The organism is Dactylosporangium sp. CA-092794 (assembly GCF_050948465.1).
GTDB lineage: Bacteria > Actinomycetota > Actinomycetes > Mycobacteriales > Micromonosporaceae > Dactylosporangium.
Window position 1 is genome coordinate 8918508 of the sequence record NZ_CP192044.1, and the last position, 26126, is coordinate 8944633.

A 26126-nucleotide genomic window follows, 5' to 3' on the forward strand; every position below is an offset into this window, starting at 1 on the left:
GCCCAACCGTTCCGGTGAGCCCGCTGCCCGGCGCGAACGCACCGGCGCGCGGAGGTCAGGGCACCGGCTGGGCCACGTCGTGGTGGTCCTCGGCGTGGGCGATGCGGGTCAGCTCCCGCCAGAGCAGCACGACGAACACGGCCGAGCCGGCGAAGGCGAACCAGAAGGGCGCCGTGACGCCGACCCGGGTCGCCAGGGTGCCGCCGATCAGCGAGCCGACGACCAGGCCGCCGAAGGTGCTGATCGTATTGACGCTGCCGACCCGGCCCTGCAGGTGCGCCGGGACGGCCCGCTGGCGGACGGTGAGCGAGGTGGTCCCCCAGATGAACGCGTGGGCGCCGAAGACGAACATGATGGCCGAGGCGACCCACGCCGACGTGGTCACGGCGAGCGCCAAGTGGGTGAGGGTCTCGATGATCAGGCCGGCCCGCATCACGTTGCCCAGGCTGACCCGGCGGGTGAGCCAGCCGTAGAGCCCGGTGCCGAGCAGGCCGCCGGCCGCGCCGACCATGGTGAGCAGGCCGAAGCCGGTGGCGTCCAGGCCGAGGCGCCGCTGGGCGTAGAGCACCAGGACCGACCAGGCCGCCCCGAACGTGACGTTGAAGATGAGGATGGTCAGGGACAGCGTGCGGACGGCGACGTGGTGCACGGTCCACCGCAGTCCCTCGGCGACCGCCCGGCGCACGCCGACGGCCGCGTCGGCGGCGCCGCGGTCGCGCGCCGGCAGGACGAGCCGGGACACCAGCAGCACCCCGGCCGTGACCAGGACGCTCTCGGCGACGAACGGCCACGCCCGCCCGGCCGCGAACAGCACCGCACCGATCGGGGGGCCGACGAGCTGGTTGAGGGAGATGAAGCCGGCCTGGAGCCGGGCGTTCGCGATCACCAGATCGTCGCGACGCACCAGCATGGGCGTCAACGTCGCCCCGGCGTTGTCGGCGAACACCTCGGCCGTCGTCAGCAGCCCCAGCGCCGCCAGCGCGACCGCCACCGAGAGCCGATCGGTGGCCATCAGCAGGACGAGCGCGCCGAGCAGCACGCCGCGGAACCCGTCCGCGACCATCACGATCCACCGCCGGTCGAGCCGGTCCGACAACACCCCCGCGGAGAGCCCGAAGACCAGCGGGGGCGCCCACCGCAGCAGCGCGGCCAGCGACACCAGGAACGCGTTGCCGGTGAGCGACGCCACGAGCAGCGGCCCGGCCGCCACCGCGATCCCGTCGCCGAGATTGCTCGTCCAGGACGACGCCAGCAGCCACCGGAAGCCCGAACCCAGCCTTGCCGGCACCGCCACCTCGACGAACCTGCCCACGAGCAGAGCAGCCTACGGCGGCCGCCGGCCGGCCGCACGCCCATTACGCTGCAGGCGTGAACGACGAGGAGCTGTGGGCACGGCAGGTAACGCTGCAGGCCGAGGCGGCCGCGGTCCTCGCCGGGCTCGACCTCGCCGCGATCGTCGCCGATTTCGGGCCGATGCTGCTGACCGGCAGTTATGTCTCCGGCCTGATGTGCTGGCCGGACCTCGACGTCATGGTGCACGTCGGCGCCGAGTGCTCACCTCAGGACGTGCTGCGGCTGCTCCGGCGGATCGTCGACCGGCCCGGGGTCGTCGGGTTCGAATACCGCGACGAGCGCGGCCCGCGCTCTCCGACCGGCACGGCCCGGGACGACCGCTATCACGTGGTCGTCGCCGTGGCCCGCAACGATCGGGAGTGGCGCATCGACCTGACGCTGTGGCTCAACGACCCGCACGCCAACGTCACGGCGTGGCACGAGACGCTGCGCGAGACCATCACCGCCGACGAGCGCGGCGCGGTGCTACGGATCAAGGACGTGTGGCATCGGCTCCCGAGCTACCCGGACCACGTCGGCGGCACGCAGATCTACACCGCCGTCCTCGACGACGGTGTGCGCACCGCCGAGCAGTTCGCGCAGTGGCTGGCTGATCACGGCTACCACTCACCGTGACGGACGTGCCGCGGTGGTCCGTCACCACCTCGCGCAGATCAGATAGTCCAGGGGCGTCGCGGTCACCGGCCGAACCCACGACCTACAACTCAGAGAAATTTCAACTCGCGGGCGGCCCCTGGCGCAGGTCGTCGGCGAGCCCGCGGGCCAGCAGCTCACGGCGGACCGCCGGGCTGGCCGCGCGCACCGCCAGCCGGCAGCGCAGCTGGTCCGCGGCCCGCCGCACGGCCAGCAGCACCCCCATCCCGCCGGCCGTGGCCACGCTGACCATGCTGAGATCGAGCAACAGCTCGGCCGGCAGCGCGTCGACCGCGCTCGCCAGCGCCTGATGGAACATCGACACCGAATCCTGGTCGAGCTCGCCCTGCAGCAGCAGGATCACCTGCCCGCCGGCCCGGCGCTGTACCTCGAACGAGAGCGCCACCCGCGCATAGTTCCACGATCGTCAAGCTGATCGGAACGCCCCGCCCGCCGGGAGTTCCCTGTGAGCTTCCTGGGCGTTTGGGGGACGACCGGAATAAGGCCCCCCACGACCGGCGGCCACGTCCCACACCCCGGGCGCTGCCCCGCCGCGCAGCACAGCGACCGGAAGTCTCCGCGATCATGCGTAACTGGCACCGACACCAACGGTTTTTCATGATCACGGAGTGCTGATGTACCCCCGTGTACCGGAACTCTCCGGGATCATGGCAAACCCGTGGTGCGGCCACCGCGGACATCATGATCACGGAGACATTCGCCCGCCCCGGCACGCCGTCCTCGCAGCACAGCGCTTGCTGGCAGCGGGGTAGGGCTCAGGCGGACTTGGTGATCAGCTCGTCGGTCACCCGTTCCGCGATGCCCGCGGGAAACGGCGCGGGCAGCCCGAGCACGACGTGCCGGAAGCCGGCGTCCACGGCGGCCGCGATCGCGGCCCGCGTGTGCGCGGGATCGTCCAGGGCCGCCGGAATGACGATGGAGCGCGTGATCGCGGCTGGGTCCCGCCCGATCTCGGCGCAGTAGCGGTCCAGCAGGGCACCGCGCCGCACCGCGTCGGCGACGTCGCCGCCGGGGAAGTTCCACACGTCGGCGTGCTCGGCGACGACGCGGAGCGTCGCGGCGGCGCGTCCGCCGATGACGATCGGCGGGTGCGGTCGCTGGACGGGCTTCGGGTTCCCGAAGGCGCCGACGAGGTGGTGGTACCGGCCGTCGAAGTCGAACGGCTCCGGCTCGGTCCACAGCCGCCGGATGATGGTGCACGCCTCGGCCAGGCTCCCGACCGCGTAGTCCGCGTCGTGGTACGGCAGGCCGTGCGCCTCGTACTCCCGCCTGGCCATCGCCAGGCCCGGCCGGGAGCCGGCACCGATGCCGAACTCGAGCCGCCCGCCGGAGATCGCGTCGACGGTCGCGGCGATCTTGGCCAGCACGGCCGGCGGCCGGAAGCGGTTGCTGGTCACCAGCAGCCCGAGGCGCAGCCGCTCGGTCCGCGCGGCCAGGGCGGCGAGCAGCGTCCACCCCTCGAACGTCGGCCCGTCGGGATCGCCGCCGATCGGCATGAGGTGATCAAACAGCCACGCGTGCTCGATCTGCGGGATCGCGTCCGCCTCCCGCCACACCCGCAGCAGGTCGCCGTACCCCACCTGGGACGGGGCGGTCATGATCCCGAATCGCGTGTGTGCCGTCACGGGCGCTCCCCTCAACCGGAACCTTGCTCCGCCCGAGCTTAGCACCGGCCTGGAATTGCGCCTGCAGCCATTTCATCCAGAATCGAATGGCAATCGGATCTATGTTCCGGATCTATCCGGCCGGGAGGGGCGCGCGCAGGCCGGCGATGAGCAGGTCGACCATCCGGCGGGCGTTGTACCGCAGGTCGTGGTCGACGCCGATGCACAGGTTGCCGATGCCGCGCATCAGCTCGTGGGCCTGCACGTCCGGCCGAATCCCGTCGGCCTCGGCCGCGGCGGCGAGCAGCCGGTCACACACCGGGAACAGCCGGTCGACGAAGTAGGCGTGCAGCGCGCCGAAGCTCTCGTTGTCGGAGTGCAACACCGCCGCGAGCCCGTGCTTGGTGACGAGAAAGTCGACGAAGAGATCGACCCACCGCGACAGGGCCGCGAACGGCGTGGCGCTGGTCTCCAGCAGCTTCGGGCCGGCCTCGACACAGGCGTCGACCTGGTGCCGGTACACCGCCACGATCAGGTCCGCCCGGGTCGGGAAATGCCGATAGATCGTCCCCACGCCGACGCCGGCCCGGGCCGCGATCTCGCGCACCGGCGCGTCCACGCCCGACACCACGAAGGTCGCGGCGGCCGCGTCGAGCAGGATCTGCTCGTTGCGCCGCGCGTCGGCCCGCTTGCGCGCGGAAGCCCTCCCGGCCTCACCGCCGGCCATCGTCATCCCCGCCCCCTCCGCTCAGGTAGCGGGTCAGCATAGCGACGAGCTCGTTCTCGTAGCGCTGCGGACTCAGATCCTCCGGCGTCGCCATCATCTTGTGGGTCACCAGCTCCACTGTGGACACCACCAGGCGGGCGGCCGCGTCGACGTCGCCGACCTTGACCTGCGGGTGGCGGGCGAGGAAAGCGCGGATCTGGGCGACCCTCGCCTCCTCGTAGCGCAGCACCTTCTCCACGAGGTCCGGCGAACGCGGGGCCTCCACGATCATGATGCGCAGCAGCTGCGGGTCGGCGCGGTGGTTGTCGATCGCCCGGCGGACGATCGCCCGCACCGTGTCCTCGAGGCCGGCGAGCGCGAGCGGGTCACCGGTGTCCCCGTCGTCGATGTGCTGCAGCAGCAGCTCCAGCAGGATCGCGTCCTTGTTCGGGAAGTACTGGTACAGCGAGCCGATCGACACCCGGGCCCGCTCGGCGATGCGATTCGTGGTGCCGGCGGCGTAGCCGTACTCCGCGAAAATGTGAGCAGCCGCGGCGAGAATCCGGCCCCGGGTGAGCTCGGCACGGACCTGCGCGGGCCTGCGGCGCGGCTCGAGGCGGTGCTTGTCGGACGGCACGGCGAACCTCCCCAGGGTAGGCAAAAGCGAGTAGCCAACAATCTGAGCAACAACTCACAATAATGTCATGAACAGGGGAAACCTGATAACGGCTGGGCAGGTCGAGGCGATCGTGGGGCAGCCGCCCGCCATGGTCATGATGAAGCAGCTCGACCGGCTCGACGCGGGCTGCGTGACGATCCTCGCCCACTCGCCGATCGCGGGCCTGGGGTACCTCGGCGGCGACGGTCACCGGCGGGCGACGTTCGTGGGCGGTGCGCCCGCCTTCACCCGCGTCCACTCCCCCCGCCGCATCTCGTTCACGCTGCCCGCCGACGCCCCGCCCCCGCCCGACGGCACCGGCGTCGGGCTCGTCTTCCTGCTGCCCGGCGTCGGCGAGACGCTGCGGCTCAACGGCACGGCAACCGCCCACGATCGCACCGGTCTGACGATCAAAATCCAGCAGGTGTACGTCCACTGCGCCCGCTGTATCCTGCGCTCCCGGCTGTGGCAGCCCCCGCGCGCGGCCGCCACCGGCGCGAACGGCGTGCGCGGGTTCCTGACCGCCTCGCCGTTCCTGGTCCTGTCGACCGGCGACGCCACCGGCGGCGCCGACACCAGCCCGCGCGGCGACACCCCCGGCTTCGCCCGGCTGCTCGGCGACGACACGATCGTCATCCCGGACCGGCGCGGCAACCAGCGCGCGGACACGTTCCACAACCTGGTGCAGGACGACCGGATCGCGCTGGCCGCGCTACGGCCGGGCCACCCCGAGGTGCTGCACGTGCGCGGCACCGCCGACATCACCGACGACCCCGAACTGCTGGCCACGATGGCGCTGCGGGGAGTACCGCCGCACGCCGCCCTGCTCGTCCGGGTGCTCGACGCCGAGGTCGTGACCAGCGCCGCGGTCGCGTCGGCACGGCTGTGGAGCCCGGCGGCCCACGTCGACCGCGCCGCCGTACCCGATCTCATCGCCCTGGCGTCACGGCACGCGGCCGCCAACACGCGCGGCGCCACCGGGCTGATGATGCGGGCGGCCGGGACGTTCCCGCGCCTGACCCGCCGGCTCATCGACGTCGGGTACCGCACCCAACTGGCCAAGGAGGGCTACGACGGGCACCCGGACGGCGGCCCGCGCCGGATGCGGGTCGCCGCGGTCCGCCGCGAGACCCCCGACGCGGTCACCATCGTGCTGCGCGGCGACGATCCGGTGCATTTCCGCTCCGGCCAGTTCTTCACGCTGGTCGCCGAGGTCGACGGTCAGGTCGTGCGCCGGGCGTACTCGGCGTCCTCGACCCCGGGCGCGACGACCCTCGAGGTCACCGTCAAACACGTGCCGGGCGGGGCGTTCTCCGCCTACGCCAACCGCCGCCTCCGCAAGGGCGACCGTGTGGAGGTCCGCGGCCCGTCCGGCCGCTTCGCCCTCGAGCCCGGCGACGGCGACCTGGTGATGATCGCGGCGGGCAGCGGCATCACGCCGATGATGAGCATCATCCGGACCACGCTGTCCGGCCCCGGGCACGCGCGCCTGGCTTTGCTCTACGGCAACCGCAGCGAGTCCGCGACCCTCTTCGCCAGGGAACTGAACCGGTTGCGGCGCCGCCACCCGGACCGCCTCACGGTGACGCACCGGCTGACCCGCCCGGCGCCGGGCTGGACCGGCGACCAGGGCCGGATCGACGCCGAGTCCGTCGAGCGCTGGCTCGACGGCCTGACCCCGCCGGCTACCGCGCGGTACTACCTCTGCGGCCCCGAACCGGTGCTGGCAGCGGCTCGGGCCGCCATCACCGCCCGCGGGGTGCCGCCGGAGCGCATCCACGAAGAGCGCTACACCAGCGCCGCCGACGACCGTGCCGATTTCGCGACCGGCCCGCACGAGCTGAACATCGAGCAGGACGGCCAGCGCATCGCCACCACCGTCGTCGAGCCGGGCGCGACGCTGCTCGACGCGGGGTTGGCAGCCGGTGCGCCGATGCCGTACTCCTGCACCGTCGGCAACTGCGGCGAATGCCTGGTGAAGCTCCTCGCGGGCGAGGTACGCACGAGCGAGCCGAACTGCCTGACCCCGCATCAGCGGGCCGAGGGCTGGACCCTGACCTGCGTCGGCCGCCCGCAGTCCCCGGTCACACTGGCCCTCACCGACGACGAAGGATAACGGTCGCGGGGCCGCGGCCAACGCGACCCAACCCCGAATGACGGTGGCCGTTCGGTCAATGCATGAACCGCTGATACGTGCAGCTGCCGGAAAACGGTCACCACCGCCAGCCGGCTGCGGGGTCACCATCGATCTGGACCGGCAGACCCGGGCCGATGCCGACTGCCTGCGGCAGATCGTGCTTCGATGCCTGAGCCTCGCCGAGGCCCTCCGGTTGCGTCATGTCGCCTTCCCCGCGCTCGGCACCGGTTTGGCCAGCTTCCCGTTCGAGCTGGCCGCGGACACGATGACCCGGGTGACCGCCGATTTCCTGTTCCGCCAGCCGCAGTACGTCAGCCAGGTCACCGTGGTGCTGTACTCCCGCAGCTGGCACGGGGCCAGCGAGCCTGACCTGTTCTACGAGCGGGCGGTCGCCCTGGCCACCCAATGGACCGACAGCCGGCGGCTCCGCGCCCTGGTCGAGGAGCTGGAAGGCCTGCTCGCCCGGACCGGATCGGGGCCCCTACGCGATCGCGCCGCACGCCTGCGCGAGGGCATCGCCGACGCCGAGAGCGCGCTCGCCGGCGTCGCCACGGCCGACCTGCCGGGCAAGGTGGACGTGGCCGGCATCCTCCAACCCGCCAGCAGCGAGGCCGACGACCTGGCACACCGCTCGGCCACGGTCGTGGACTGGGAGGACGTCCGCGCCCGCGAGACAGTTCTGCAGCTACGTCTGCAGAGTCTCCGCACGCAGCACAACATCCTCATCGGAAACCGCAATCAGCTCGAGGAGCGCCGGGCCAAATACGGGCCGACCGCGGTACCGCTCGAGGTCGAGAACGCTCTCGTCGACGTGCTCGCGGAGATCACCGCCAAGGAGGACGACATCCGCTCGATCAAGTCCGAATTGGCCCGGCTCGGCACGGCCAAGTCGGGAACACGCCCAGGACCGTGATGGCGGAATCACGCAGAACGATTCCGCCGATCGGGCAACGCATGCAAAGCCCGATCCGCAGCCGACTACTTCCGCGGCGACGTGTTCCTGGTCTATCCGCGCGGCAACTGACGGCTCTCCCCGCACACCACGGCCAGGTTACGAACGAAGCTCGCGGCCCTGTGCAAAGCGCTACGGCGTCTCGCGCGGATCGGTCCCGATCGCGGCAGACGGAGCGTACGCAAGCTCGGAGCGGCAAGACAGCAATCGCGGGCATGGCCGGGCGCCACGGCGTTCCCTACCGTCGAGCCGTGTTCAGCTATCGCGTGACGTCACGGTCGTCTGCTGGTCCGGACGCCGTCTACGCAATCCTTCTGAGGGCCTCGACCTGGCCGTCGTGGTCGCCGATCGACGGCGCGGACGTCGAGGGGGGTGACCCCGGTGACCGGCAGCGGGTAGGCGACATCCGGATCTTCCGTACCGGTCGGAACGTGTCCCGGGAACGCATCGTGGAGCTCGTCGAAGACCGGCGATTCGGCTACGAGAACCTGGGCGGGCCGTTCCGCACCTATCGAGGCACCGTCGAGCTGGCATCCACACCCGCGGGCGGCACGGACATCGTCTGGTCGGCCGCCTTCGAACCGAAACTGCGGCTGTCGGGCCGCCTCTGGGAGTGGTACCTGACCCGATTCATGCAACGCATGGCGGACGGCCTCGCGAGCTACGCGGCTCAGCCGGCATCGCGGTAGGCGGACGGCCGCACACCGACGTGCCGGAGGAACGTGGTCGAGAACGAGCCAGGGCCGGCGAAGCCGCACCGTGCCGCGATGTCGGCGAGCGCGAGATCCGTGTCGCGCAGGAGGCGCTGCGCCTCGGTGATCCGCAGCCGGGTCAGGAACCGGTGCGGCGTCTCGCCGGTCGTCTCCTTGAACACGCGGAGCAGATGGTACGGGCTCAGGTGCACCTCGACGGCGAGGTCGGCGAGGGTCAGCGGGTCGGCGAGCCGGTCGCGCATGACGGCGACGACCCGCTGGACACGCCGGTCCCGCAGGACCCGATCCGGCGGCACCGGTGTGCGGGCGTGCCGGGTGAGCAGATGTACGGCCATGAATTCCGCCGCGGACTCCGCGTACAGTTCGTCGGTCTCGTCCCTCGTGCTCAGCGCCCTCATCATGGCCGTCAGGAGCGGGTCGCCCACGGCGACGGACGCGGCCACCGCCTCCATGTCCAGTCCCCGGCATCCCAGCTGCGTCGCGACCCGGTCGACCGTGCCGTGCGGGAGGTGCACCTGCACGCTGCTCATCGAGCGCTCGGCGCGGTAGCGGCGTACGGCGGGCCGGTGCGGAACGGCCATCTCCAGCCGTTCCGGCGCCCACGTCCGGCGATGCCAGCGCCCGCCGTCGCTCGACTCCATGACCGCCCGCCCGGCGACGGGCAGGATCAGGTGCACATCGGCGACGGCCGGCAGCGCCATGGCCTCGACCTCGGCGACGTGATCGAAGCGTTGGACCAGCAACGACTGCCAGCCGTTGTGCGACCAGCTACAGTGCGTCCTGCGGACGTACGCGTCCATGTCGAAGCCGGCATAGGGCGTCAGATCGAAGTGCACCGAGTCGAACACGTCGCTCCCTCAGGGAGATGATCGGGTCCAGCGACGGTACCGCTCAAATTTAGGAGCAGGTACTGACGTCGAAGTCCTGATGCCCGCGGCCGGATCGGCATTTGAAGGTTCGCTCGCCCGAGGCGAACCGGTACCGGCTGTCTTGGCCGCCGGTGAACACGACGCGGTACCGCTCGGCATCACGGAGCGCTGATGTACCCCCGTGTACCACGACTCTCCGGGATCATGAAAAACCCGCCGCGCGGCCACCACGAGCATCATGATCACGGAAACGCTGTGCCTTACCAGCGGCCATCGACGGCCGCGGTGTCAGCCGCCTGCCGTCTGACATCAACCCCACGATCAAGCGCGGAACCTCCCTCCAAGCTCCTCCCAGCTGCGCTGGGGACAAGACAGAGCGCCTCGCGGCGCACCGCTCGTGCCGCCGATCGTGCGCGTCGGCCTGCGGCGACCCGTCGCGCTCGGCGCTCCCTCCGCGGAGAATTCCCGCTGCCAGGCCCGAGGAGCCGGCCACCTTCCGGGCGCTCCGACCACCAGAAGGCCGGCCATTTCGCGGAAGCGCCGGGGATGACGAAGTCCACCATCGGTTCCTCGGCGAAGTCGGCCACCGTGACCGAAGCCCGCCCCGCCAGCCGATGGAAGACGGGAACCACGAGCACCCGCGGATCGTCGTGGTCGCTCACGGCTCGCGGCGGGGCCGGCGACGTCGCCGGGTCTGTCATCATCGATCGTCGAGCACCGCGATCGCGTCGACCTCGACCAGGAGGTCCCCGGGAAGGGACATGTACACCGTGGTCCGGGCCGGGTGGGGGCTGGGTGCCAGCCTCGCGTACGCGGCGTTCATCTCCGCGAAGTCCTCGTGCCGGCGCAGATAGACGTGCATGGAGACGATGTCGTCGGGTACGGCGCCGGCGGCATGCAGCAGCGCGGTGATATTGCGGAACACCTGCTCCAGCTGATCGGTGACGGTGGCGCCGACCGGGTGGCCGGTCACCGGGTCGACCGGGATCTGGCCGGACACCGCGACAACGTTCCCCTTGCGGACGGCAGGTGAGAGCGGGTAGCCGGTAGCCGGCCAATTACCGGGTTTGATGGGCAGTTTCGCGCCGAGGCGCTGCACCACCGGCGTGCCGGGCGATGACGGCGGCCATCCGGGGTCGCCGTCGCGGATGAATCCGGCCCAGGCGCGCTGGATGACGGCGCTGACCAGGTCGGCGTCGGACGTGCTGCCGAGCAGTGACCTCGGGCCGTGCAGTGAGGGCAGGCCTACGGTGCCGAACACGAACGGCAGCTCCATCGTGTGGGCCGCGCCCAAGGCCCCCTCGAACGCGTCGGAGCGCCAGGCGAACTCGTAGCGGAACGTCCTGCCCCCGGCGGCCGAGTGAGCCTCCGCGAGGGCCTCGGTGCCGGCGCCGAACAGCAGCGCCGACATCGTCGCGGCATCGCCGGCGCCGGCGGTCGGCACCAGGTACAGGTTGGCCTCGTCGGTGTTGGTGCCGATGAGGAGGTCCACCGCGCCGGTGACCGGCGTGGCCGGCTGGGCGGCGACGGTCGCCTCGTCGAGCACGAGGCTGAACGGGCTGAGGCCGAGCATGGGGTCGGCGACCGCGTCGATGGTGAGGTCCAGTCCCCGCAGTTCGCCGGTATACCTGACCAGGTCGGCGTCGCTGAGGGCGGCGAAGCCGTCGGCCGTGGCGGGGACGCCCGCGACGGCGGCGAGAGCCACGGTGACGCGTGCGGCCTGCGCTCGGGTGAAAGCGCCCAGCGCGTTGCCGCTCTGGCTGATCGCCCGCCGGAACAGTCCGGTCGCGGCCGGCATGGCCAGCAGGGCGGCGACGATCGTGGCGCCCGCGGACTGGCCCATCACGGTCACCCGGTCCGGGTCCCCGCCGAACGCGCCGATGTTGTCCTGCACCCAGCGCAGGGCGGCCAGGACGTCGAGCAGGCCCCGGTTGTCGGGAGCCCCGTCGAGGTGCAGCCAGCCCGCCGCTCCCAGCCGGTAGTTCACCGTGACGACGACCAGACCGTGGCGGGCCAGGGCGGCGCCGTTGTACGCGGGCGCGGAACCGGCACCGCCGATGAAGCCCCCGCCGTGCACGAACACCACGACCGGTTGACGTTCGACGGCGGGCGTCATCGGCGCCCAGACGTTCACGGTGAGGTAGTCGCCGGGAGCCTCGGGCGACCAGGGTGCACCGCTGATCGCCGTCATGTCCAGGTCACCGATGCGGTCGCGGGCCGGCGCCGGCGCCATGGAGACGGTCTCACCGGACGCGTCACGGACCTCCCGCCACGGTACCGGTGGGATCGGCGCGGCGAACCTCGCGGCACCTGCGGGTGTGGCGGCGTACGGTACGCGACGAAACACCGCGACATCCCCGGCCCGGCTGCCGCGGACCGGGCCGTGCGCGGTCTCGACCAGCGGCTCCGGCCCGCTCATCGGGCGCTCGCCGGCGTGAACGGCGCCCAGTTCTTGACGGCGAACCGCTCCCCCTCCCGCACGATCTCCGCCGCACCGGCGCCCGGGAAATGCGCCGGCAGCACGAGAGCGGCATTGTCCGCGGCCCAGGACAGCACCCGCCGGCGGGTCGCGCTCGCCTCGCTCCGATCTTCGTCGAAGCACGAATGCTGCTGCGGCTCGATGATTTGCGTGGGTGTGTGCAGCATGTCGCCGACGAACACGGCCCGATCGGAGCCCGAGGTCAGGGTGAGCACCGACGAGCCCGGTGTGTGCCCCGGCTCCACCCGGAGACGCAGGTTCTCGTCGATGACGTATTCGTTCTCCCACAGCGTCGCCTGCCCGGCCTGTATGACGGGCGCGACGCTGTCCTCGTACATGTTCTGGTTGCCGAACTCGGCGGTGAGCCCGCCGACCACCGCCGATTTCGGGTGGCCGTTGAGTGGATTCCAGTACTCCACGTCCGCCGCGTTGATCAGGTACCGCGCGTTGGGGAACGTCGGCACCCACGCGCCGTCCACCAACGTGGTGTTCCACCCGACGTGATCGGCATGCACGTGCGTGTTGATGACGAGGTCGACGTCCTCGACCGCAACGCCGAGCGCGGCCAGGTGGCCGAGAAAGTCGGTCTTCAGATAGCTGAGGACCGGAAAGTACGGCCGATACTTGTCGTTGCCGATGCCCGTATCCACCAGGATCGTGCGGCCGGCACTGCGCAGCACCCAGGTATTCATCGCGGCCCGGTACATGTCCGTCTCCGGGTCCCAGAAATGCGGGGCAAGCAGCGCCTGGTTGCGCTCCCACACCTCGTGCGGCGCATCCGGCAGAATCGCCGTCGGCGGCGCGATCGGCCCCTCCCACTCAACCACCCGGCTGACGTCGACGTCCCCGAGCCGGATCGTGTGCGCACTGCGCTGTTCAATCACGAACGTTCCATCCCTTCTGTATACCCGGACAGCGCCGATACTCAGCCGGGTTCGACGCCGGCAACCAGACCACGCCGTGATCACCCACGGCCACGGCCGGGGCGCGAAAGGGCAGGCATACTGCACTCATGGCGCTCCACACCGAACTGGGCGAATTTCTGCAGTCGCGCCGCTCCCGCCTGCGCCCGGAAGACGTCGGGCTGCCGACCTACGACGAGCGACGCCGGGTGCCCGGCCTCCGGCGGGAGGAACTGGCCCAGCTGGCCGGCGTGAGCGCCTCGTACTACACACGCCTGGAACAGGGCCAGTCCCTCAACGCCTCCGTCGAGGTTCTCGATGCGCTGGCCCGGGCCCTGCGCCTGGACGAGCACGAGCGCATGTACCTGCGGGACCTCGCGGTGGCCAAAACGCGCGAACCGGACGTCACGGCCGAAGCCGAACACCCCACCGCCTCCATGCGCTCCCTGCTGCGGGCCATGGGCGGGGTGCCGGCCGTGCTGACCGGCCGCCGCTGCGACATCCTGGCCTGGAACACGATGGGGCATGCCCTGTTCGCCGGGCACGTCACCATCGACGCACCCGAGCGACCGCAGCAACGGCCCAACATCGCCCGGCTCATCTTCACCGACGCCCACACCCGCAGCCTGTACGCCGACTGGCAGAGCAAGGCCAAGTCCGTGGTCGAGCACCTTCGGCTCATGGCCGGCCGCTACCCCTGCGACCCCCTCCTGGCCGCGCTGATCGGCGAGCTCGCCATGCAGAGCCAGGACTTCGCGACGCTCTGGGCCGACCACCGGGTCCACGCCTGCGACACCGCGACCTACGAGCTGCACCACCCCCTGGTCGGCGGGCTCACCATCACCCAGCAATCCCTCACCGCCACCGCCGCACCCGACCAATTTCTCGCCGTGGCCACCACCGAACCCGACTCGCCGTCCGAGGCCGCGCTCCTCTTGCTGGCGCAACTGGCGGCCTGAGGAACCGCATATACCGAGGCTCCGTCGAGCGGCTGGCGCGGCGGCGGTATCGTCGTGGTCCGCCGAAGACGACTGGTGGAGCGATCATGATCGGTCCGTGGGAGATTGGGCTGGCCGTGGCAATCGCCATCGCCGGCGGGTACGCGCTGTGGCGCCTCGTTGCCGTCGCGCGGTTCCGGCGGGCGACCGCGCCGCACGCCAAACGGCCGGCGACGCCGCCCAAGGCGGAGGCGGCCTCCGCCGACCGGCTGGTCAAGCGGGCCGAGACGGCGGTGGCGCGGCTGCGCGAGCAGACCGACTCGCCGAGCGACCCGGTGCTGCGCGCGCAGATCGGCGACGTCGACGACCACGCCGCCGAGGTGCTGGCCGACCTGCGCCGCTTCGCCGAGCAGGTCAAGGCGCTGGAGCGCTCGCTGCACGAGATCCCGGTCGAGCGGCTGCGGCGCGACCTCGGCACGGCCCGGCACCAGCGCGACGAGGCCGGCGACGCGGCGCTGCGGGCCGAGCTGGACCGGTCGGTGCACGCGCTGGAGCAGCAGCTGGCGGTGGCCGACCGGATGGACACCACCCGGCGCACGCTGCTGGCCCGCATCGAGGCGGCGGTGTTCGACCTCGAGGGGCTCGGCGTGCGGGTCACCGAGCTGATCGTCATGCACGACTCGGCCGGGGCGAGCGACACCGAGGCCCGGCTGTCCGAGCTGACCGGTGACCTGGAGGGCATGCGGGCCGGCCTGGCCGAGGCCCGTGGCCTGTCCGATTCCGTGCTCGGCCGCCCAGACTCGGCCGATTCCCCGGATGTACCGAAAAATCGGAAAAATCGGGCCGAAAAGCACCACGGTGGCGGGCGGCAACCCGCGGCGGCGGAGGAGGCCAAACCAGACCGGACCGAGGACGAGCCGGAGCGGCCCGCGGTGCCGGCCAAGCCGGGCCGGGCCCGGTGGGACCTCGTCGCCCTGGCCGTGGTCCTCGTCGCCGCCGTCACCTGCCTGGCCCAGGACTTCCTCCCGCACGGCGGCAGCCCGAGCGCCACCGCCACCCAGGATGCGAACGAGTGCCCGCAGACGCTCGCCTTCATGGCCGAGCTGACCGGCGACGGCGCCGGCGACGGCCCGGGCGAGCTCGACGCCGTCGAGCTGGCCGTGGCGCAGGACAACGCCGCGCACGCCGACGGGTGCCAGGTGCGGCTGCAGCAGTACGACACCGCCGTCACCGGCGACGTGGCCAAGTCGGCGTCGCTGATCGCCGGGGACCCGTCCATCCTCGGCGTCGTCGGCCCCACCTACGGCAGCGAGGCCACGAAGGCGGTCCCGGTCTTCGAATCGGCCGGGCTCGCCGTCATCAGCCCGTCGGCCAGCGACTCGGTCCTGACCACCAAGGGCTGGAAGGTCTTCCACCGGACCCTGCCCAGCGACGACGACCAGGCCGACGCCGCCGCGCGCTACCTGCGCGACACCCTCAAGGCCCGGCGCGTCTTCGTCATCGGCGACGACACCGACTTCGGCGTGGACGTCTCGGCCCGCATCGCCGCGACCCTCGGCGGCGCCGCCGTGGCCGGTCACGCGGCCGTCACCGAGGACACCGCCGACTGGTCGCCGCTGGTGAACCAGGTCAAGGGCAGCGGCGCCGACGCGGTGTACTTCGGCGGGTACGCCGACGACGTCGCGCCGTTCGTGCAGCGGCTGCGCGCGGTGCTGCCGAAGATCCCGGTGGTGAGCGGGGATCGGATCATCACCGAGTCGTTCCGCAAGACGTCCGGCGACGCGGGCCACGGGACCTACGCCACCTGCCCCTGCGTGCCGGTCAACGAGGGCATCGACGCGTTCCGCACGCAGTTCAACGCCCGCTTCGGCGAGTCGCCGCAGTTCTACGCGCCCGAGACCTACGACGCCGCGCGGATCATCCTGGCCGGCCTGCGCGCCGGGAAGACGACCCGGCCGGCGATGCTGCAGTTCGTCGACGCCTGGGACGGCGACGGGCTCGGCCGGCACATCAAGTTCGGGCCGGGCGGCGGCCTGGCGGTTCCGGCCCTGAACGTGTGGGCGTACCAGACCGGCTCCGACGGGTACTTCGTCGCCAAGACCGCGATCGTCTGACACACGGCCGGTGTCGATTTGCGGACGGACGGCTGACCGCGGCGGCCCGGCCGGGCACCATCGTGGCTGTGCCGATGCTGCGTCGCGTTGCCGCCCTTGCGGTCGTACTGTTCGCCGTCGTGCTGCCGGCCGTTGGGCCGGCCGCGGCGGCGCCCGAGGACGGGGTGAAGTGCCCCGAGACCCGGGCCAACCTGGCCGGTCAGCGAATCGCCGAAGGCGACAAGCTGCCCGACCTGACCTGCGCCGACCTGCACGGCGCGGTGTTCGACGACCTCGACCTGGTGCAGGTCACCTTCGACGGGGCCGACGCGCACGGCGCCTCCTTCCGGCACGCGCGGCTCGGCCAGGCCGACTTCCGCGGCGCCGACCTGCGCGACGCGAACTTCGAGAGCGCCGAACTCGCGCAGGCCCACCTGGACGGCGCGGACGCCCGCGGCGCCCGGTTCGCCCACGCCACGCTCGACCAGGCCGACCTGACCCGGGCCGACCTGCGCGGCGCGGATCTGCTCAGCGCCTCGGTGGTGCAGGCCGAGTTCGTCGACGCCGACCTGCGCTCGGCGCAGATCTGGTGGACCGACTCGACGCAGGCCGACGCCTCCGGCGCCCGGGTGGACATCACCGATCTCCGCAACTTCCAGCTCGGCCTGCTCGTGGTGGTGGCCGGCCTGGTGCTGCTCGTGCGGGCCGTCGTCGCCGCGCTGCGCCGCCGGGGCACGCGCCCGGCGACGCTGCTCGGCACGCTCTTGCCGGCGGCGATATTCTTCGGCGCCGGAGCTTTCCTGCGGGTCACCGTCGGGATGCTGTTCCCGCTGCTGCTGGTGGTTTGGTGGTACCCCTTGCTGGTCGGCGCCGCCCTGGTGCTGATCGGCGGCCTGGTCCGGTGGCTGGCGTCGCGACCCGCCCCGCCGGACCCGACACCGTTCGGCTCGTCCGCCCCGACCGGCTTCGAAGCCCTGTCCTGACCGGCCCGGCCCGGCGCGCCAGGTCTGGCCGCCGGGCTCACCGAGGACCCCGAGCGCTGCCGGCGCCTGACGTGGGTGGTCAGGGTGCCGGTGGGGCGAAGGCGGCGCGGAGGCGGGCGACGTTGGCGGCGAGGACCAGGGCGGCGATGCCCGAGACGATGCTGAACAGGCCGTACACCTGGGCCAGCGTGACCGCCGCGATGTCCGGGCGGATGGCGAGCGCGACGCCGAGGGCGATGGAGATGAGGCCCGTGAGGCCGAAGAGCGCGCGCTCGCCGGCGGCGCGGCCGTCGGCGAAGGCGGCCGCGAGCTCGAGGGCGCCGGACAGGACGGCCCAGACCGCGATCCACCACACGAGCACCAGCACCGTGATGCCGGGCCAGGCCAGGGCGGTCACGCCCGCGGCGATGTCGACGACGGCGAGGACGATCCGGCCGGCCACGCTCCACCCGCCCCGCGCGCGGAACGCCTGCCCGGCCTCCATGGCGCCGGCCAGGAACGCGTAGACGGCGAACAGGATGACGAACGCGCCCACGGTGATGCCGGGCCACACGAGGGCGATCACCCCCACGGCGAGGGCCAGGATGCCGCGCAGGATGAGCGCTGTGCGCAGGGACAACACGAGGTGCCTCCAGGTTTCTCGATGCGTTGCCCATAGAGGGTTGCGGTCGCGGCGGCGAGCGTCATTGGGCGGGGCCACACGATCGGCGGCGCCGGATTGTCCCGGGGTACAACGCCTACGATGCCAGCGTGAGTGACCGTGACTGACCCGGCCGGGGAGCAGCTCGGCGGGCTCGGCGCGGAGCTGCTGGGCCGGGCCGACGAGCTGGCGGACGCGATGGCCGAGAAGATCCGCGCTGGGGTACCGCTCTATCGGGCCGACCTCGTCCCGCCCGACGAGGTCCGCCGCTCCTGCCTGGACAACCTCAGGCTCGTGTTCGGATCGATCGGGCACACCGAGGCGCGCGAGTCGCCGCCGTCGCGCGAGCACGGCCGGCGCCGGGCCCGCGACGGGGTGCCGCTGACCACGGTGATGGAGGCCTACCGGGTCGGGTCGCGGTTCATCTGGGAGCGGGTCGCCGAGCTGGCCGCCGGCCTGCCGGCCGAGGTGGCGCTGCTGGCCTCGTCGCGGATGTGGCTCGCGATGGACGTCTACACCCGCGACATGGCCGAGGGCTACCGGGAGGAGGCGACCGCGCAGCTGGTCGACCGCGAGCAGGAGCGCTCGGCGCTGGTGCAGGCCCTGCTGGACGGGGCGCTCGCGGACGCCAACCTGTGGGAGGCGGCCGGCCTGCTGCGCCTGCCGGAGCGCGGGCCCTACGTGGTGATCGCCGCCCGGACGGCGGCGGTGGGCCGGCGGGCGGTGCCCTTCGCCGAGCGCCGGCTCGCCGCGCTGGGCATCCCGTCGGCCTGGCGGCTGCAGCACGGCGTCGAGCTCGGCGTGGCCGCCCTCGTGGGGCCCGGCCAGCAATTGGAGCGGCTCGCCGGCGCGCTCGCCGAGGCCGCGGCGGGCGCGGTGGGGATCAGCCCGCCGTACCACCGGCTGGACGAGACCGCCGCCGCGCTGCGCCTGGCCCGGGTCGCGCTCAACAGCGCGCTGCCGAGCCGGCCGGTGGCCGTCTTCGGGCGGGATCCGCTCGCCACGGCCGCCGCGGGCGCGCCCAGCGTGATGCGGCGGGTCGCCGACGAGGTGCTCGCGTCGCTGGCGACGCTGCCGCCGGGCGACCGGGCGACGCTGCTGGACACGTTCGGGGCGTGGCTGGACTGCGGCGGCTCGACCGGCGACACGGCGGCCCGCCTGTTCGTGCACCCGAACACCGTCCGGCACCGGCTGCGCCGCCTGCAGGAGCGCACCGGCCGGTCGGTCACCCACCCGCGGGAGGTCGCGGAGCTCGCGATGGCCTACGAGGTCGACCGGCGCCGGCCGGTCGAGGGGTCAGACTAGGACCGGGGTGGTGCTGCGGGTAAGGCCGCGCAGGCGCTGGGCGTCCTGGCTGGGCGGGGCGCCGAAGCGGCGGCGGTACTCCCGGCTGAACTGCGACGGGCTGTCGTAGCCGACCCGCAGGCTGACGCCGGTGACGTCGCCCGGGTTGGCGGCCAGCAGCAGGCGGGCCTCCTGCAGCCGGATCTGCTTCTGGAACTGGATCGGGCTCATCGCGGTGACCGCCTGGAAGTTGCGGTAGAACGCCGACACGCTCATCCCGGCCCGCTGCGCCAGCTCCTCGACCCGGAACGCCTGGGCGAAGTTCTCCCGGATCCAGCGCACCGCCCGGGCGACGTGGGTGAGGCTGCTGTCGGCCAGGCCGAGCTGGCGCACGACGGCGCCCTGCTCGCCGGTGATGAGCCGCCACAGGATCTCCCGCTTGAGCATCGGGGCCAGCACCGCCTGGTCGCGCGGGCGCTCGAGCAGGCGCAGCAGGCGCACGACGGCGTCGATGAGATCCTCCGGGGCGTCGCTGACCGCGATCCCGGACGGCGCGGCGCCGGCGGCAGGGGCCAGGTCGCCGGGGCCGGCCTGCAGCAGCAGCTCGGCGACCACGGCCGGGCGGAGGATGAGCCCGAAGCCCAGGGCCGGCCGGCTCGGGGTGGCGTCGACGAAGTGCCCGGTGATCGGCAGGTCGACGGAGGCGATGAGATATTGCCCGGCGCCGTAGTCGTAGACGCGCTCGCCCAGCGCGATCCGCTTCCCGCCCTGCGCCACCACCGCGACCAGCATGCCGGACATCGCCGGCGTCGGCGGGGTCGGCCGGTCGACCTTGGACGCCATCACGTCCTCGATCGCGGTCGTCATGTCCGGCCGGGCGTGGCGGTCGATCAGGGACCGCAGCTCGTCAAGCTCCACGCCACCAATCCTTCCCCGCCCGAGAGGATCAGGCAAGTACGGCGGAGCATCGGTCTACGTTTGGCCAGCTCAGACTGGTGTCATGAATACATGATTTCCCACGGTTTCCACGCCACCATGACCGCCCAGCCGGGCCGCGGCGACGAGCTCGTCGCGCTGCTGCTCGACGCCCCCTCGCTGCCCGTCGACGACTGCGTCGTCTTCCTCGTCGGCCGCTCGGCCGCCGACCCCGACGTCGTTCACGTCACCGAGGGCTGGACCAGCCGGGAGGCGCACGGCCGGTTCTTCGAGTCCGAGGCGGCGCAGGCGTTCGTCGCGAAGCTGCAACCGCTGCTCACCGGCGAGTCGGTGTACACCGACGAGGTCCCCGTCGGCGGAAAGGCGGTGCTCTGACATGGCCCGCCCCGCCCGCGACCCCGAGCTGAGCGAGCTGCTCGCCGAGATGCCGCTCAACGCCGAGCTCAACCCGGAGCTGCTCGCGCAGCTGCGCCAGTACCCGTCGCCGCCGTTCGCCTTCGCCGGCGAGCGCCGCGAGGTCACCGTCCCGGCCGCGGACGGCACGCCGATCCCGCTGACCGTGTTCAGCCCGGCCGATCCCACCCCGGGTGCACCGTGTGTCTACTGGATGCACGGCGGCGGCATGGTGATGGGCGACCGCTTCGCGCAGATCGACATCCCCCTCGAATGGCTGGAGCGGTTCGGCGCCGTCGTGGTCACCGTCGACTACCGGCTGGCGCCGGAGTCCGGCGGTACCACCCTGGTCGACGACTGCTATCGCGGCCTGCTCTGGACCGCCGAGCACGCCGCGGAGCTGGGCATCGACCCGGCCCGCATCGTGGTGGCCGGCGCCAGCGCGGGCGGCGGGCTGGCCGCGGGCGTCACGCTCCTGGCCCGCGACCGCGGCACCCCGGCCGTCGCCGCCCAGGTGCTGATCTACCCGATGCTCGACCACCGCAACGACACGACGTCGAGCCGGCAGTTCTCCGGCACCCCGGACACCTGGACCCGCGAGATGAACGACTTCGGCTGGCGGTCGGTGCTCGGCGGCCTCGACGGTGCGCCGGTGCCCGGCCACGTCTCCCCGGCCGTGGCCGAGGACCTGTCCGGGCTGCCGGCCACCTACATCGACGCGGGCACGGCCGAGGTGTTCCGCGACGAGGACGTCGCCTACGCCACCCGGATCTGGGCCGCCGGCGGCCAGGCGGAGCTGCACGTCTGGGCGGGCGGCTTCCACGGCTTCGACGCGCTCTACCCGCAGGCGCGGCTGTCGGCCGAGGCCCGCCGGGCCCGGGGCGACTGGCTCGCCCGCGCCCTGGGCAAGTAGACGAGCCTCAGCTCAGGATCGTGGGCGTGCTGACCAGCGGGCCGCCGGGCGCCTCCGGCCCCCAGGTGATGCGCAGCGGGCCCACCGGCAGGCCGTCCACGGCGAAGCGGCCCAGCGCGTCGGTGCTGCCCGTCCAGACGCCGTCGCGGTGCCGCACCTCCAGCGGCGCCGCGGCCGGCCGGCTGACCTGCCCCACGAGCCGGATCTCCCCGTCGGCGACGACCAGCTCGACGTCGACGACGGTGTCGCCCTCGGCGAAGCTGAGCATCCGCGACTCGGCCGACGCCGAGCGGATCCCGGCCGCCTGGCCCGCCACCGCGCTGTCGACCAGCAAGGTGGCCAGGGCCGCGTCCGGGCGCCGCCAGGCCAGCACCGCCGACGCGGCGGCCAGCAGGCGGGCGGGCGGCGGGTCGGCGGCGGCATACACGCGCGCCACGGCGGCGACCAGCTCGTCGTCGCGTCCCTCGGTCACGATTCCCTCCTCACGACGCCAGCAGTCCACGCAGCGTCTCCAGGCAGCGGGCCCGGGTCGGGCCGATGCTGCCGATCGGCATGCCGAGCGCGGCGGCCAGCTCGGCGTAGCTCGGCACCGGGTCGGCGCCCAGCGCCCGCAACAGGCGCGAGCACCGCTCCGGCAGCCGCTGGACCGCCTGCCACAGCAGGCGGTCCTCCTCTTCGCGTAGCACGCTCTCCTCCGGCAGCCCGGCGGTCGAGCGCACCCCGATCAGGTGCTCGTCGAGCTCGGCCGGCGTCTCCCGGCCCCGGCGGCGCAGCAGGTCGATCGCCTCGTGCCGGGCGGTCGTGGCCAGCCAGGCGCCGAGGCCGTCGCCGTTGCGGATCTGATGCAGCTTCTCCACCAGACGGAACCAGGTGCCCTGGAACACATCGGCGGCGTCGGCCTCGCCGAGCCGGAAGCTGCGCGCGGTGGCCCACACCAGGCCGGAATACCGCGACACGAGCAGGTCCCAGGCCCGCTGATTTCCGTCGGCTGCCTCGATCAGAGCGATGGTCGGATCGAAAGCCGTCACAAGATGCCAGGATACCCGCCAAAGCTCCCGGCGGCCGTCGCCGACACCTGCTTCGCCGCGGCGAAGAGGCTGCCGGTCTGCGCGGCCACCTCCGCGATCGCGGCGACGACCTTCGGCGTGGCGAACGACGTGCCGCTCCACGCCGCCCAGCCGGAGCCGAAACCGGTGCAGTTGATGTAGGTGCTGACCACGCCCGCGCCGGGCGCGGCGATCGTCACCCACGGGCCGGTGTTGCTCCACGTGCACAGCGCCGTGCCGTCGTGCGCGGCGACCGCGACGACCTGCTCGCGCCACGGCACCGCGACACCGGCGAAGCCGGCCGGCCAGAACGGCGCCGGCTCGGCGCCCTCGTTGCCCGCCGCGGCGACCACCAGCCGGTCCTGGCCGGCGAGGAACTGCCCCAGCGCCGCCTGCAGCAGCACCGGCGGCTCGTCGTCGACGGTGTACGCGCCCAGCGACAGGTTGAGCACGTCGGTGTCGGTCAGCGCGGCGATGCGGGTGGCCAGGTCGAGCTCGGTGCCGATGCCGAAGGAGTCGAGCACCTTGACGATGCGCACCCGGGCCCGGCCGCTGCTCTGCAGGATCACGCCCGCGACGAAGTTGGCGTGGCCGACGTCGGAGTCGATCTCGGAGTCGGCGTCGGCGTCCAGGTCGGTCTCGTAGTCGGTGGCCACCACCGAGTACCGCGCCGACGGCAGCGGGCTGTCGGCCCACACGCCGGTGTCCATGACGACCACCCGCACGCCGGGGTCGGCACCGGCCGGCCCGATCGTGAGCGCGCTGGCGGCGGACGGGGGACCATACGGCCCGCCCTGCTCGTGCGGGGACCCGATCAGCACGTGGTTCGGGCCGACCACCGCGCCGTCGCCGGCCCGGCCGCGGGCGCGGCGGGTGGCGGCGAGCACGTCCAGGCCCGGCACGCGCAGGCGGCGCACCCCGGGCAGCGGGCGGTCCTCGGTCACGTCCCGGGCGGAGTGCCCGAGCGCGGAGACCGCGGCGCGCGCGTCGTCGTAGTGCTCGTCGACGACGACCAACTCGCCGGCGACGTACCGCACCGGGTGCGGCCCGGTCCGGTCGGTGGCCAGCCAGGGCAGCGAGGCAAGGTGCGCGGCGCGTCGGCTGCGCCACCGGTCCAACCGTTCGGTCGCGTTCACGGCTCCTCCTTCGACTTGGACTCGTACGTAAGACGGCGAAAAACCTCGCCCGATACGTCGGCTGGGCGACAATCTTCGGCGGTGGCAGGATCAGCGGTGTGATCGAAGCCGCGGCTGGACCGCTCGCGCTGGCGGAGGGGGCGGTCGAAACCGTGGCGGCCGACCCTCGGCGGGCCCGGACGCTGGCCGACGCCGCGCTCGCCGCCGCGCGCCGGTCCCGGGACCCCGCCGCGACCTCGGTGGCGCACCGGGCGCTGGGCCTCGCCGCCCGGGCGTCCTACGACGCGCGGACCGCCGCGAAACACCTCCGCACCGCGCTCAACGTCGCCCTGCGGCACGACCTGCCCACACTCGCCGCGGAGGCGCGGATGAGCCTGGCCCTGGTGCTGGAGGACCTGGGCCGGCCCGCCGCGGCGGTCCGGGAGATCGACGCCGCCCTGCAGAGCCTGCGCGGCCTGCGCCGGGCCCGCACGGTCATGCAGCGGGCGCTGATCCTGCGCCGGATGGGCCGCGAGGACGAGGCGATGGCCGGCTACACCGCCGCGCTGCGGGTGTTCCGGCGCAGCGGCGACCGGCTGTGGCAGGCCCGGGCGCTGAACAACCGCGGCATCCTGCGCGGCTACCACGGCGACTACCGGCTCGCCCAGGCCGACCTCGGCCGGGCCGCCGAGCTCTACGCCGAGATGGAGATGCCGGCCGCCGCCGCACAGGTGCAGCACAACCTCGGCTTCGTCGCCGCGCAGGCCGGTGACGTGCCCGAGGCGCTGGCCCGCTACGCCCGGGCCCGGCCCGAGCTCAACCGCGGCGGCAGCGACGCGGTGGGGCTGCTCGACCTGGCCGAGGCGCTGCAGTCGGTGCGTCTGCTGCCGGAGGCGCAGCGGGCCGCGCAGGAGGCGATGGACGCCGGCCGGCGGGGCCGGCTGTGGGCGGTGCGCGGCGAGGCCGCCCTGCTGCTGGCCCGCAACGCGCTGGCCCGCGGCCGGGCCGGCGAGGCGCACGCGGTGGCGCGGAGCTCCCGGCGCGCGTTCACCAAGCAGGGCCGGCAGCTGCTGGCGACGCGCGCGCACGCGCTCGAGCTGTCCGCGACGATCGCCGCCGGCCGGGCCAACCGGGGCACGCTGCGCCGGCTGCAGGAGACGGCCGCCGCGCTGATCCAGGCGGGCTGGTTGATCCACGGCTGGGAGGCCTGGCTGGACGCCGCCCAGCTCGCCGCCGCCCTGGGCGAGCCGGTCGCGCTGCGGGCCGCGCTGGCGGCCGCCGCCGACGCCGCCGGTCGCGGCCCGGCGGCGCTGCGGGCCCGGCTGTGGCACCTGCGCGCCCTGGCCGGGCTGGCCGGCGGCGACGTGCCCGGTGCGATCCGAGCCGCCGACGCCGGGCTGCGCGAGTTCGAGACGCACCGGGCCAGTCTGGGCGCCACCGAGCTGCGGGTCCGCAGCGGGGCGACGATCGCCGAGCTGGCCGAGTTCCGGCTGCGCCTGGCCGTCGCGCACGAGAGCCCCGCGCGGCTGCTCGCCGCGTCGCAGCGCAGCCGCTCGGCGGCGCTGTGGCTGCCGCCGGCCCGCCCCAGCGGCGACCCGGTCATCGCCCGCGGGCTGAGCCTGCTGCGCCGGCTGCACGCCGACCTGTCCGCCACCCCGACCAGTGCCGCCCAGGCCGGCCGGCTCATGCAGCGCCAGCACGAGCTCGAGGACCGGATCCGGCAGCGGTCGTGGCGGGCGCAGGGCACCGGCCCGGCCGGGGCGCCGGGGCTCACCACGGGCCGGCTCGCCGCCGGGCTGAGCGCCGACCTCGACGGTGCGGCGCTGGTCGACCTGGTCGCGGTCGACGGGGAGCTGCACGCGCTGGTGGTCGCCGCGGGCCGGGTCGCGCACCGCGCGCTCGGCCCGCTGCGGCCGGTCGTCGACGAGCTGACCGGCCTGCGCTTCGCCCAGCGCCGCCTGGTGACCCGGCGCGGGCACACCGCCTCCGCGGCGGCCGCCGCCGAGCACGCGGTGAACGTGCTGGACCGGACCCTGCTCGCGCCGCTGGCCGGGCTGATCGGCGACCGGGGCCTGGTGCTCGCCCCGACCGCCCAGCTGCACGCGCTGCCCTGGCCGCTGCTGCCCACCTGCCGGGGCCGCCCGGTGCGGGTGGCCCCGTCGGCGACGACGTGGTGGCGCGCCCACCGGGCCGCCGAGCCGGCCGGTCCCCCGGTCTTCGTCGGGGCGCCGGAGCCGCCGCACGCGCTGGCCGAGGTGGGGCAGATCGCGCAGTACTCCCCCGGCTCCCGGCTGCTGCGCGGTGCCGACGCCCGGGTCGGCGACGTGCTGGCCGCGCTGGACGGCGCGCGGATCGGCCACATCGCCTGTCACGGCGACTTCCGCAGCGACAACGCGCTGTTCTCCGCCCTGCTGCTGGCCGACGGACCGCTCACCATCTACGACCTCTCCGCGCTGCGCGCCGCGCCCGGCACGCTGGTGCTCTCCGGCTGCGACACCGGACTGTCGGCCGTCCACCCGGGCGAGGAGCTGCTCGGCCTGACCAGCGCCCTGCTGCAGCTGGGCACGCGCACGGTGCTCGCCAGCACGGGCCCGGTCGACGACGAGGCGACCCGGCCCCTGATGATCGACTTTCACAAGCGCCTCGCGGCCGGCGCCGGCGCGGCGGCGGCCCTGGCCGCGGCGCAGGAGGCCGCCGACCCGGCCCACCGGTGGAGCACCGGCGCGTTCGTCTGCTTCGGCGCCGGCTGAGCCGCGAC

Annotated in this window: 25 protein-coding genes; 11 read left to right on the forward strand and 14 right to left on the reverse strand. The window is 73.4% G+C overall.

Features of this window, described 5'->3' with window-relative positions:
- Positions 1-55: 55 nt before the first annotated feature.
- Positions 56-1312, reverse strand: a complete 1257-nt coding sequence (locus ACQPXD_RS38205) for an MFS transporter (RefSeq protein ID WP_432826814.1) — start codon at positions 1310-1312, stop codon at positions 56-58.
- 56 nt (positions 1313-1368) lie between these two features.
- Here ACQPXD_RS38205 and ACQPXD_RS38210 point away from each other — a divergent pair, with 56 nt between their 5' ends.
- A complete protein-coding gene (locus tag ACQPXD_RS38210) occupies positions 1369-1968 on the forward strand; it encodes a hypothetical protein (RefSeq protein WP_432826816.1) in 600 nt (199 codons plus the stop codon).
- Between the two features lie 100 nt (positions 1969-2068).
- Here ACQPXD_RS38210 and ACQPXD_RS38215 read toward each other — a convergent pair whose 3' ends face one another.
- The 4 genes from ACQPXD_RS38215 to ACQPXD_RS38230 form a co-directional block, all read right to left on the reverse strand.
- Positions 2069-2392, reverse strand: a complete 324-nt coding sequence (locus ACQPXD_RS38215; protein WP_432826818.1) for an STAS domain-containing protein — start codon at positions 2390-2392, stop codon at positions 2069-2071.
- Between the two features lie 370 nt (positions 2393-2762).
- Positions 2763-3605 carry an LLM class flavin-dependent oxidoreductase gene (locus tag ACQPXD_RS38220; protein ID WP_432826820.1) on the reverse strand — a complete coding sequence of 281 codons (843 nt, stop codon included), beginning with the start codon at positions 3603-3605 and terminating at the stop codon, positions 2763-2765.
- Positions 3606-3744: 139 nt separating this feature from the next.
- Positions 3745-4338: a TetR/AcrR family transcriptional regulator gene (locus ACQPXD_RS38225; RefSeq protein ID WP_432844112.1), complete on the reverse strand. Its 594-nt coding sequence runs from the start codon at positions 4336-4338 to the stop codon at positions 3745-3747.
- Complete coding sequence (locus ACQPXD_RS38230; RefSeq protein ID WP_432826822.1) at positions 4325-4954, reverse strand: TetR/AcrR family transcriptional regulator; 630 nt, start codon at positions 4952-4954, stop codon at positions 4325-4327. The genes ACQPXD_RS38225 and ACQPXD_RS38230 overlap by 14 nt, the downstream gene beginning before the upstream one ends.
- Positions 4955-5021: 67 nt before the next feature.
- Here ACQPXD_RS38230 and ACQPXD_RS38235 point away from each other — a divergent pair, with 67 nt between their 5' ends.
- The gene (locus ACQPXD_RS38235) at positions 5022-7091 is read left to right on the forward strand and encodes a 2Fe-2S iron-sulfur cluster-binding protein (protein ID WP_432826824.1); all 2070 of its coding nucleotides are present in this window, start codon (positions 5022-5024) and stop codon (positions 7089-7091) included.
- A 97-nt stretch (positions 7092-7188) separates the two neighbouring features.
- On the opposite strand, the gene ACQPXD_RS38240 is transcribed toward ACQPXD_RS38235, so the two are convergent.
- A complete protein-coding gene (locus ACQPXD_RS38240; protein WP_432844368.1) occupies positions 7189-7314 on the reverse strand; it encodes a hypothetical protein in 126 nt (41 codons plus the stop codon).
- Here ACQPXD_RS38240 and ACQPXD_RS38245 point away from each other — a divergent pair.
- Both ACQPXD_RS38245 and ACQPXD_RS38250 read left to right on the forward strand, forming a co-directional pair.
- Positions 7270-8025, forward strand: a complete 756-nt coding sequence (locus ACQPXD_RS38245; RefSeq protein ID WP_432826826.1) for a macro domain-containing protein — start codon at positions 7270-7272, stop codon at positions 8023-8025. The genes ACQPXD_RS38240 and ACQPXD_RS38245 overlap by 45 nt on opposite strands.
- A 290-nt stretch (positions 8026-8315) precedes the next feature.
- A complete protein-coding gene (locus ACQPXD_RS38250; RefSeq protein WP_432826828.1) occupies positions 8316-8753 on the forward strand; it encodes an SRPBCC family protein in 438 nt (145 codons plus the stop codon).
- Here ACQPXD_RS38250 and ACQPXD_RS38255 read toward each other — a convergent pair.
- The 3 genes from ACQPXD_RS38255 to ACQPXD_RS38265 all read right to left on the reverse strand — a co-directional run bounded on the left by ACQPXD_RS38255 (position 8735) and on the right by ACQPXD_RS38265 (position 13093).
- Entirely contained in the window at positions 8735-9625 is an 891-nt protein-coding gene (locus ACQPXD_RS38255) for a helix-turn-helix domain-containing protein (RefSeq protein WP_432826830.1), read from the reverse strand. The two genes, ACQPXD_RS38250 and ACQPXD_RS38255, sit on opposite strands and share 19 nt — an antisense overlap.
- Positions 9626-10346: 721 nt before the next feature.
- Positions 10347-12065: a carboxylesterase family protein gene (locus ACQPXD_RS38260; RefSeq protein ID WP_432826832.1), complete on the reverse strand. Its 1719-nt coding sequence runs from the start codon at positions 12063-12065 to the stop codon at positions 10347-10349.
- Positions 12062-13093: an MBL fold metallo-hydrolase gene (locus tag ACQPXD_RS38265; protein ID WP_432826834.1), complete on the reverse strand. Its 1032-nt coding sequence runs from the start codon at positions 13091-13093 to the stop codon at positions 12062-12064. Before ACQPXD_RS38265 ends, ACQPXD_RS38260 begins: the two co-directional genes overlap by 4 nt.
- Before the next feature lie 44 nt (positions 13094-13137).
- Between ACQPXD_RS38265 and ACQPXD_RS38270 the strand changes: the two genes are divergently transcribed.
- The 3 genes from ACQPXD_RS38270 to ACQPXD_RS38280 all read left to right on the forward strand — a co-directional run bounded on the left by ACQPXD_RS38270 (position 13138) and on the right by ACQPXD_RS38280 (position 17041).
- On the forward strand, positions 13138-13986 hold the full coding sequence (locus ACQPXD_RS38270; protein ID WP_432826836.1) for a helix-turn-helix domain-containing protein: 849 nt from the start codon (positions 13138-13140) through the stop codon (positions 13984-13986).
- A gap of 86 nt (positions 13987-14072) precedes the next feature.
- Positions 14073-16079: an ABC transporter substrate-binding protein gene (locus tag ACQPXD_RS38275; RefSeq protein WP_432826838.1), complete on the forward strand. Its 2007-nt coding sequence runs from the start codon at positions 14073-14075 to the stop codon at positions 16077-16079.
- Between the two features lie 74 nt (positions 16080-16153).
- Positions 16154-17041, forward strand: coding sequence for a pentapeptide repeat-containing protein (locus tag ACQPXD_RS38280; RefSeq protein WP_432844114.1), 888 nt, complete (start codon positions 16154-16156; stop codon positions 17039-17041).
- Positions 17042-17120: 79 nt separating this feature from the next.
- On the opposite strand, the gene ACQPXD_RS38285 is transcribed toward ACQPXD_RS38280, so the two are convergent.
- Positions 17121-17660: an HdeD family acid-resistance protein gene (locus ACQPXD_RS38285; RefSeq protein WP_432826840.1), complete on the reverse strand. Its 540-nt coding sequence runs from the start codon at positions 17658-17660 to the stop codon at positions 17121-17123.
- Between the two features lie 135 nt (positions 17661-17795).
- On the opposite strand from ACQPXD_RS38285, the gene ACQPXD_RS38290 reads away from it, so the two are divergent.
- The gene (locus ACQPXD_RS38290; RefSeq protein WP_432826842.1) at positions 17796-18986 is read left to right on the forward strand and encodes a PucR family transcriptional regulator; all 1191 of its coding nucleotides are present in this window, start codon (positions 17796-17798) and stop codon (positions 18984-18986) included.
- Here the strand turns inward: ACQPXD_RS38290 and ACQPXD_RS38295 are convergent.
- Positions 18978-19883: an AraC family transcriptional regulator gene (locus tag ACQPXD_RS38295; RefSeq protein ID WP_432826844.1), complete on the reverse strand. Its 906-nt coding sequence runs from the start codon at positions 19881-19883 to the stop codon at positions 18978-18980. The two genes, ACQPXD_RS38290 and ACQPXD_RS38295, sit on opposite strands and share 9 nt — an antisense overlap.
- Before the next feature lie 90 nt (positions 19884-19973).
- Between ACQPXD_RS38295 and ACQPXD_RS38300 the strand changes: the two genes are divergently transcribed.
- Positions 19974-20276, forward strand: a complete 303-nt coding sequence (locus ACQPXD_RS38300) for a putative quinol monooxygenase (protein WP_432826846.1) — start codon at positions 19974-19976, stop codon at positions 20274-20276.
- A gap of 1 nt (position 20277) precedes the next feature.
- The gene (locus tag ACQPXD_RS38305; RefSeq protein WP_432826848.1) at positions 20278-21207 is read left to right on the forward strand and encodes an alpha/beta hydrolase; all 930 of its coding nucleotides are present in this window, start codon (positions 20278-20280) and stop codon (positions 21205-21207) included.
- A gap of 7 nt (positions 21208-21214) precedes the next feature.
- Here the strand turns inward: ACQPXD_RS38305 and ACQPXD_RS38310 are convergent, their stop codons facing one another.
- Genes ACQPXD_RS38310 through ACQPXD_RS38320 form a run of 3 tightly spaced genes read right to left on the reverse strand, consistent with a single transcriptional unit; the run spans position 21215 to position 23389 of the window.
- Positions 21215-21679: a hypothetical protein gene (locus ACQPXD_RS38310; protein ID WP_432826850.1), complete on the reverse strand. Its 465-nt coding sequence runs from the start codon at positions 21677-21679 to the stop codon at positions 21215-21217.
- Between the two features lie 10 nt (positions 21680-21689).
- Positions 21690-22235, reverse strand: a complete 546-nt coding sequence (locus tag ACQPXD_RS38315) for an RNA polymerase sigma factor (protein ID WP_432826852.1) — start codon at positions 22233-22235, stop codon at positions 21690-21692.
- A complete protein-coding gene (locus ACQPXD_RS38320) occupies positions 22232-23389 on the reverse strand; it encodes a S8 family peptidase (protein WP_432826855.1) in 1158 nt (385 codons plus the stop codon). Before ACQPXD_RS38320 ends, ACQPXD_RS38315 begins: the two co-directional genes overlap by 4 nt.
- A gap of 98 nt (positions 23390-23487) precedes the next feature.
- Between ACQPXD_RS38320 and ACQPXD_RS38325 the strand changes: the two genes are divergently transcribed.
- On the forward strand, positions 23488-26118 hold the full coding sequence (locus tag ACQPXD_RS38325) for a CHAT domain-containing protein (RefSeq protein WP_432826857.1): 2631 nt from the start codon (positions 23488-23490) through the stop codon (positions 26116-26118).
- Positions 26119-26126 lie beyond the last annotated feature (8 nt).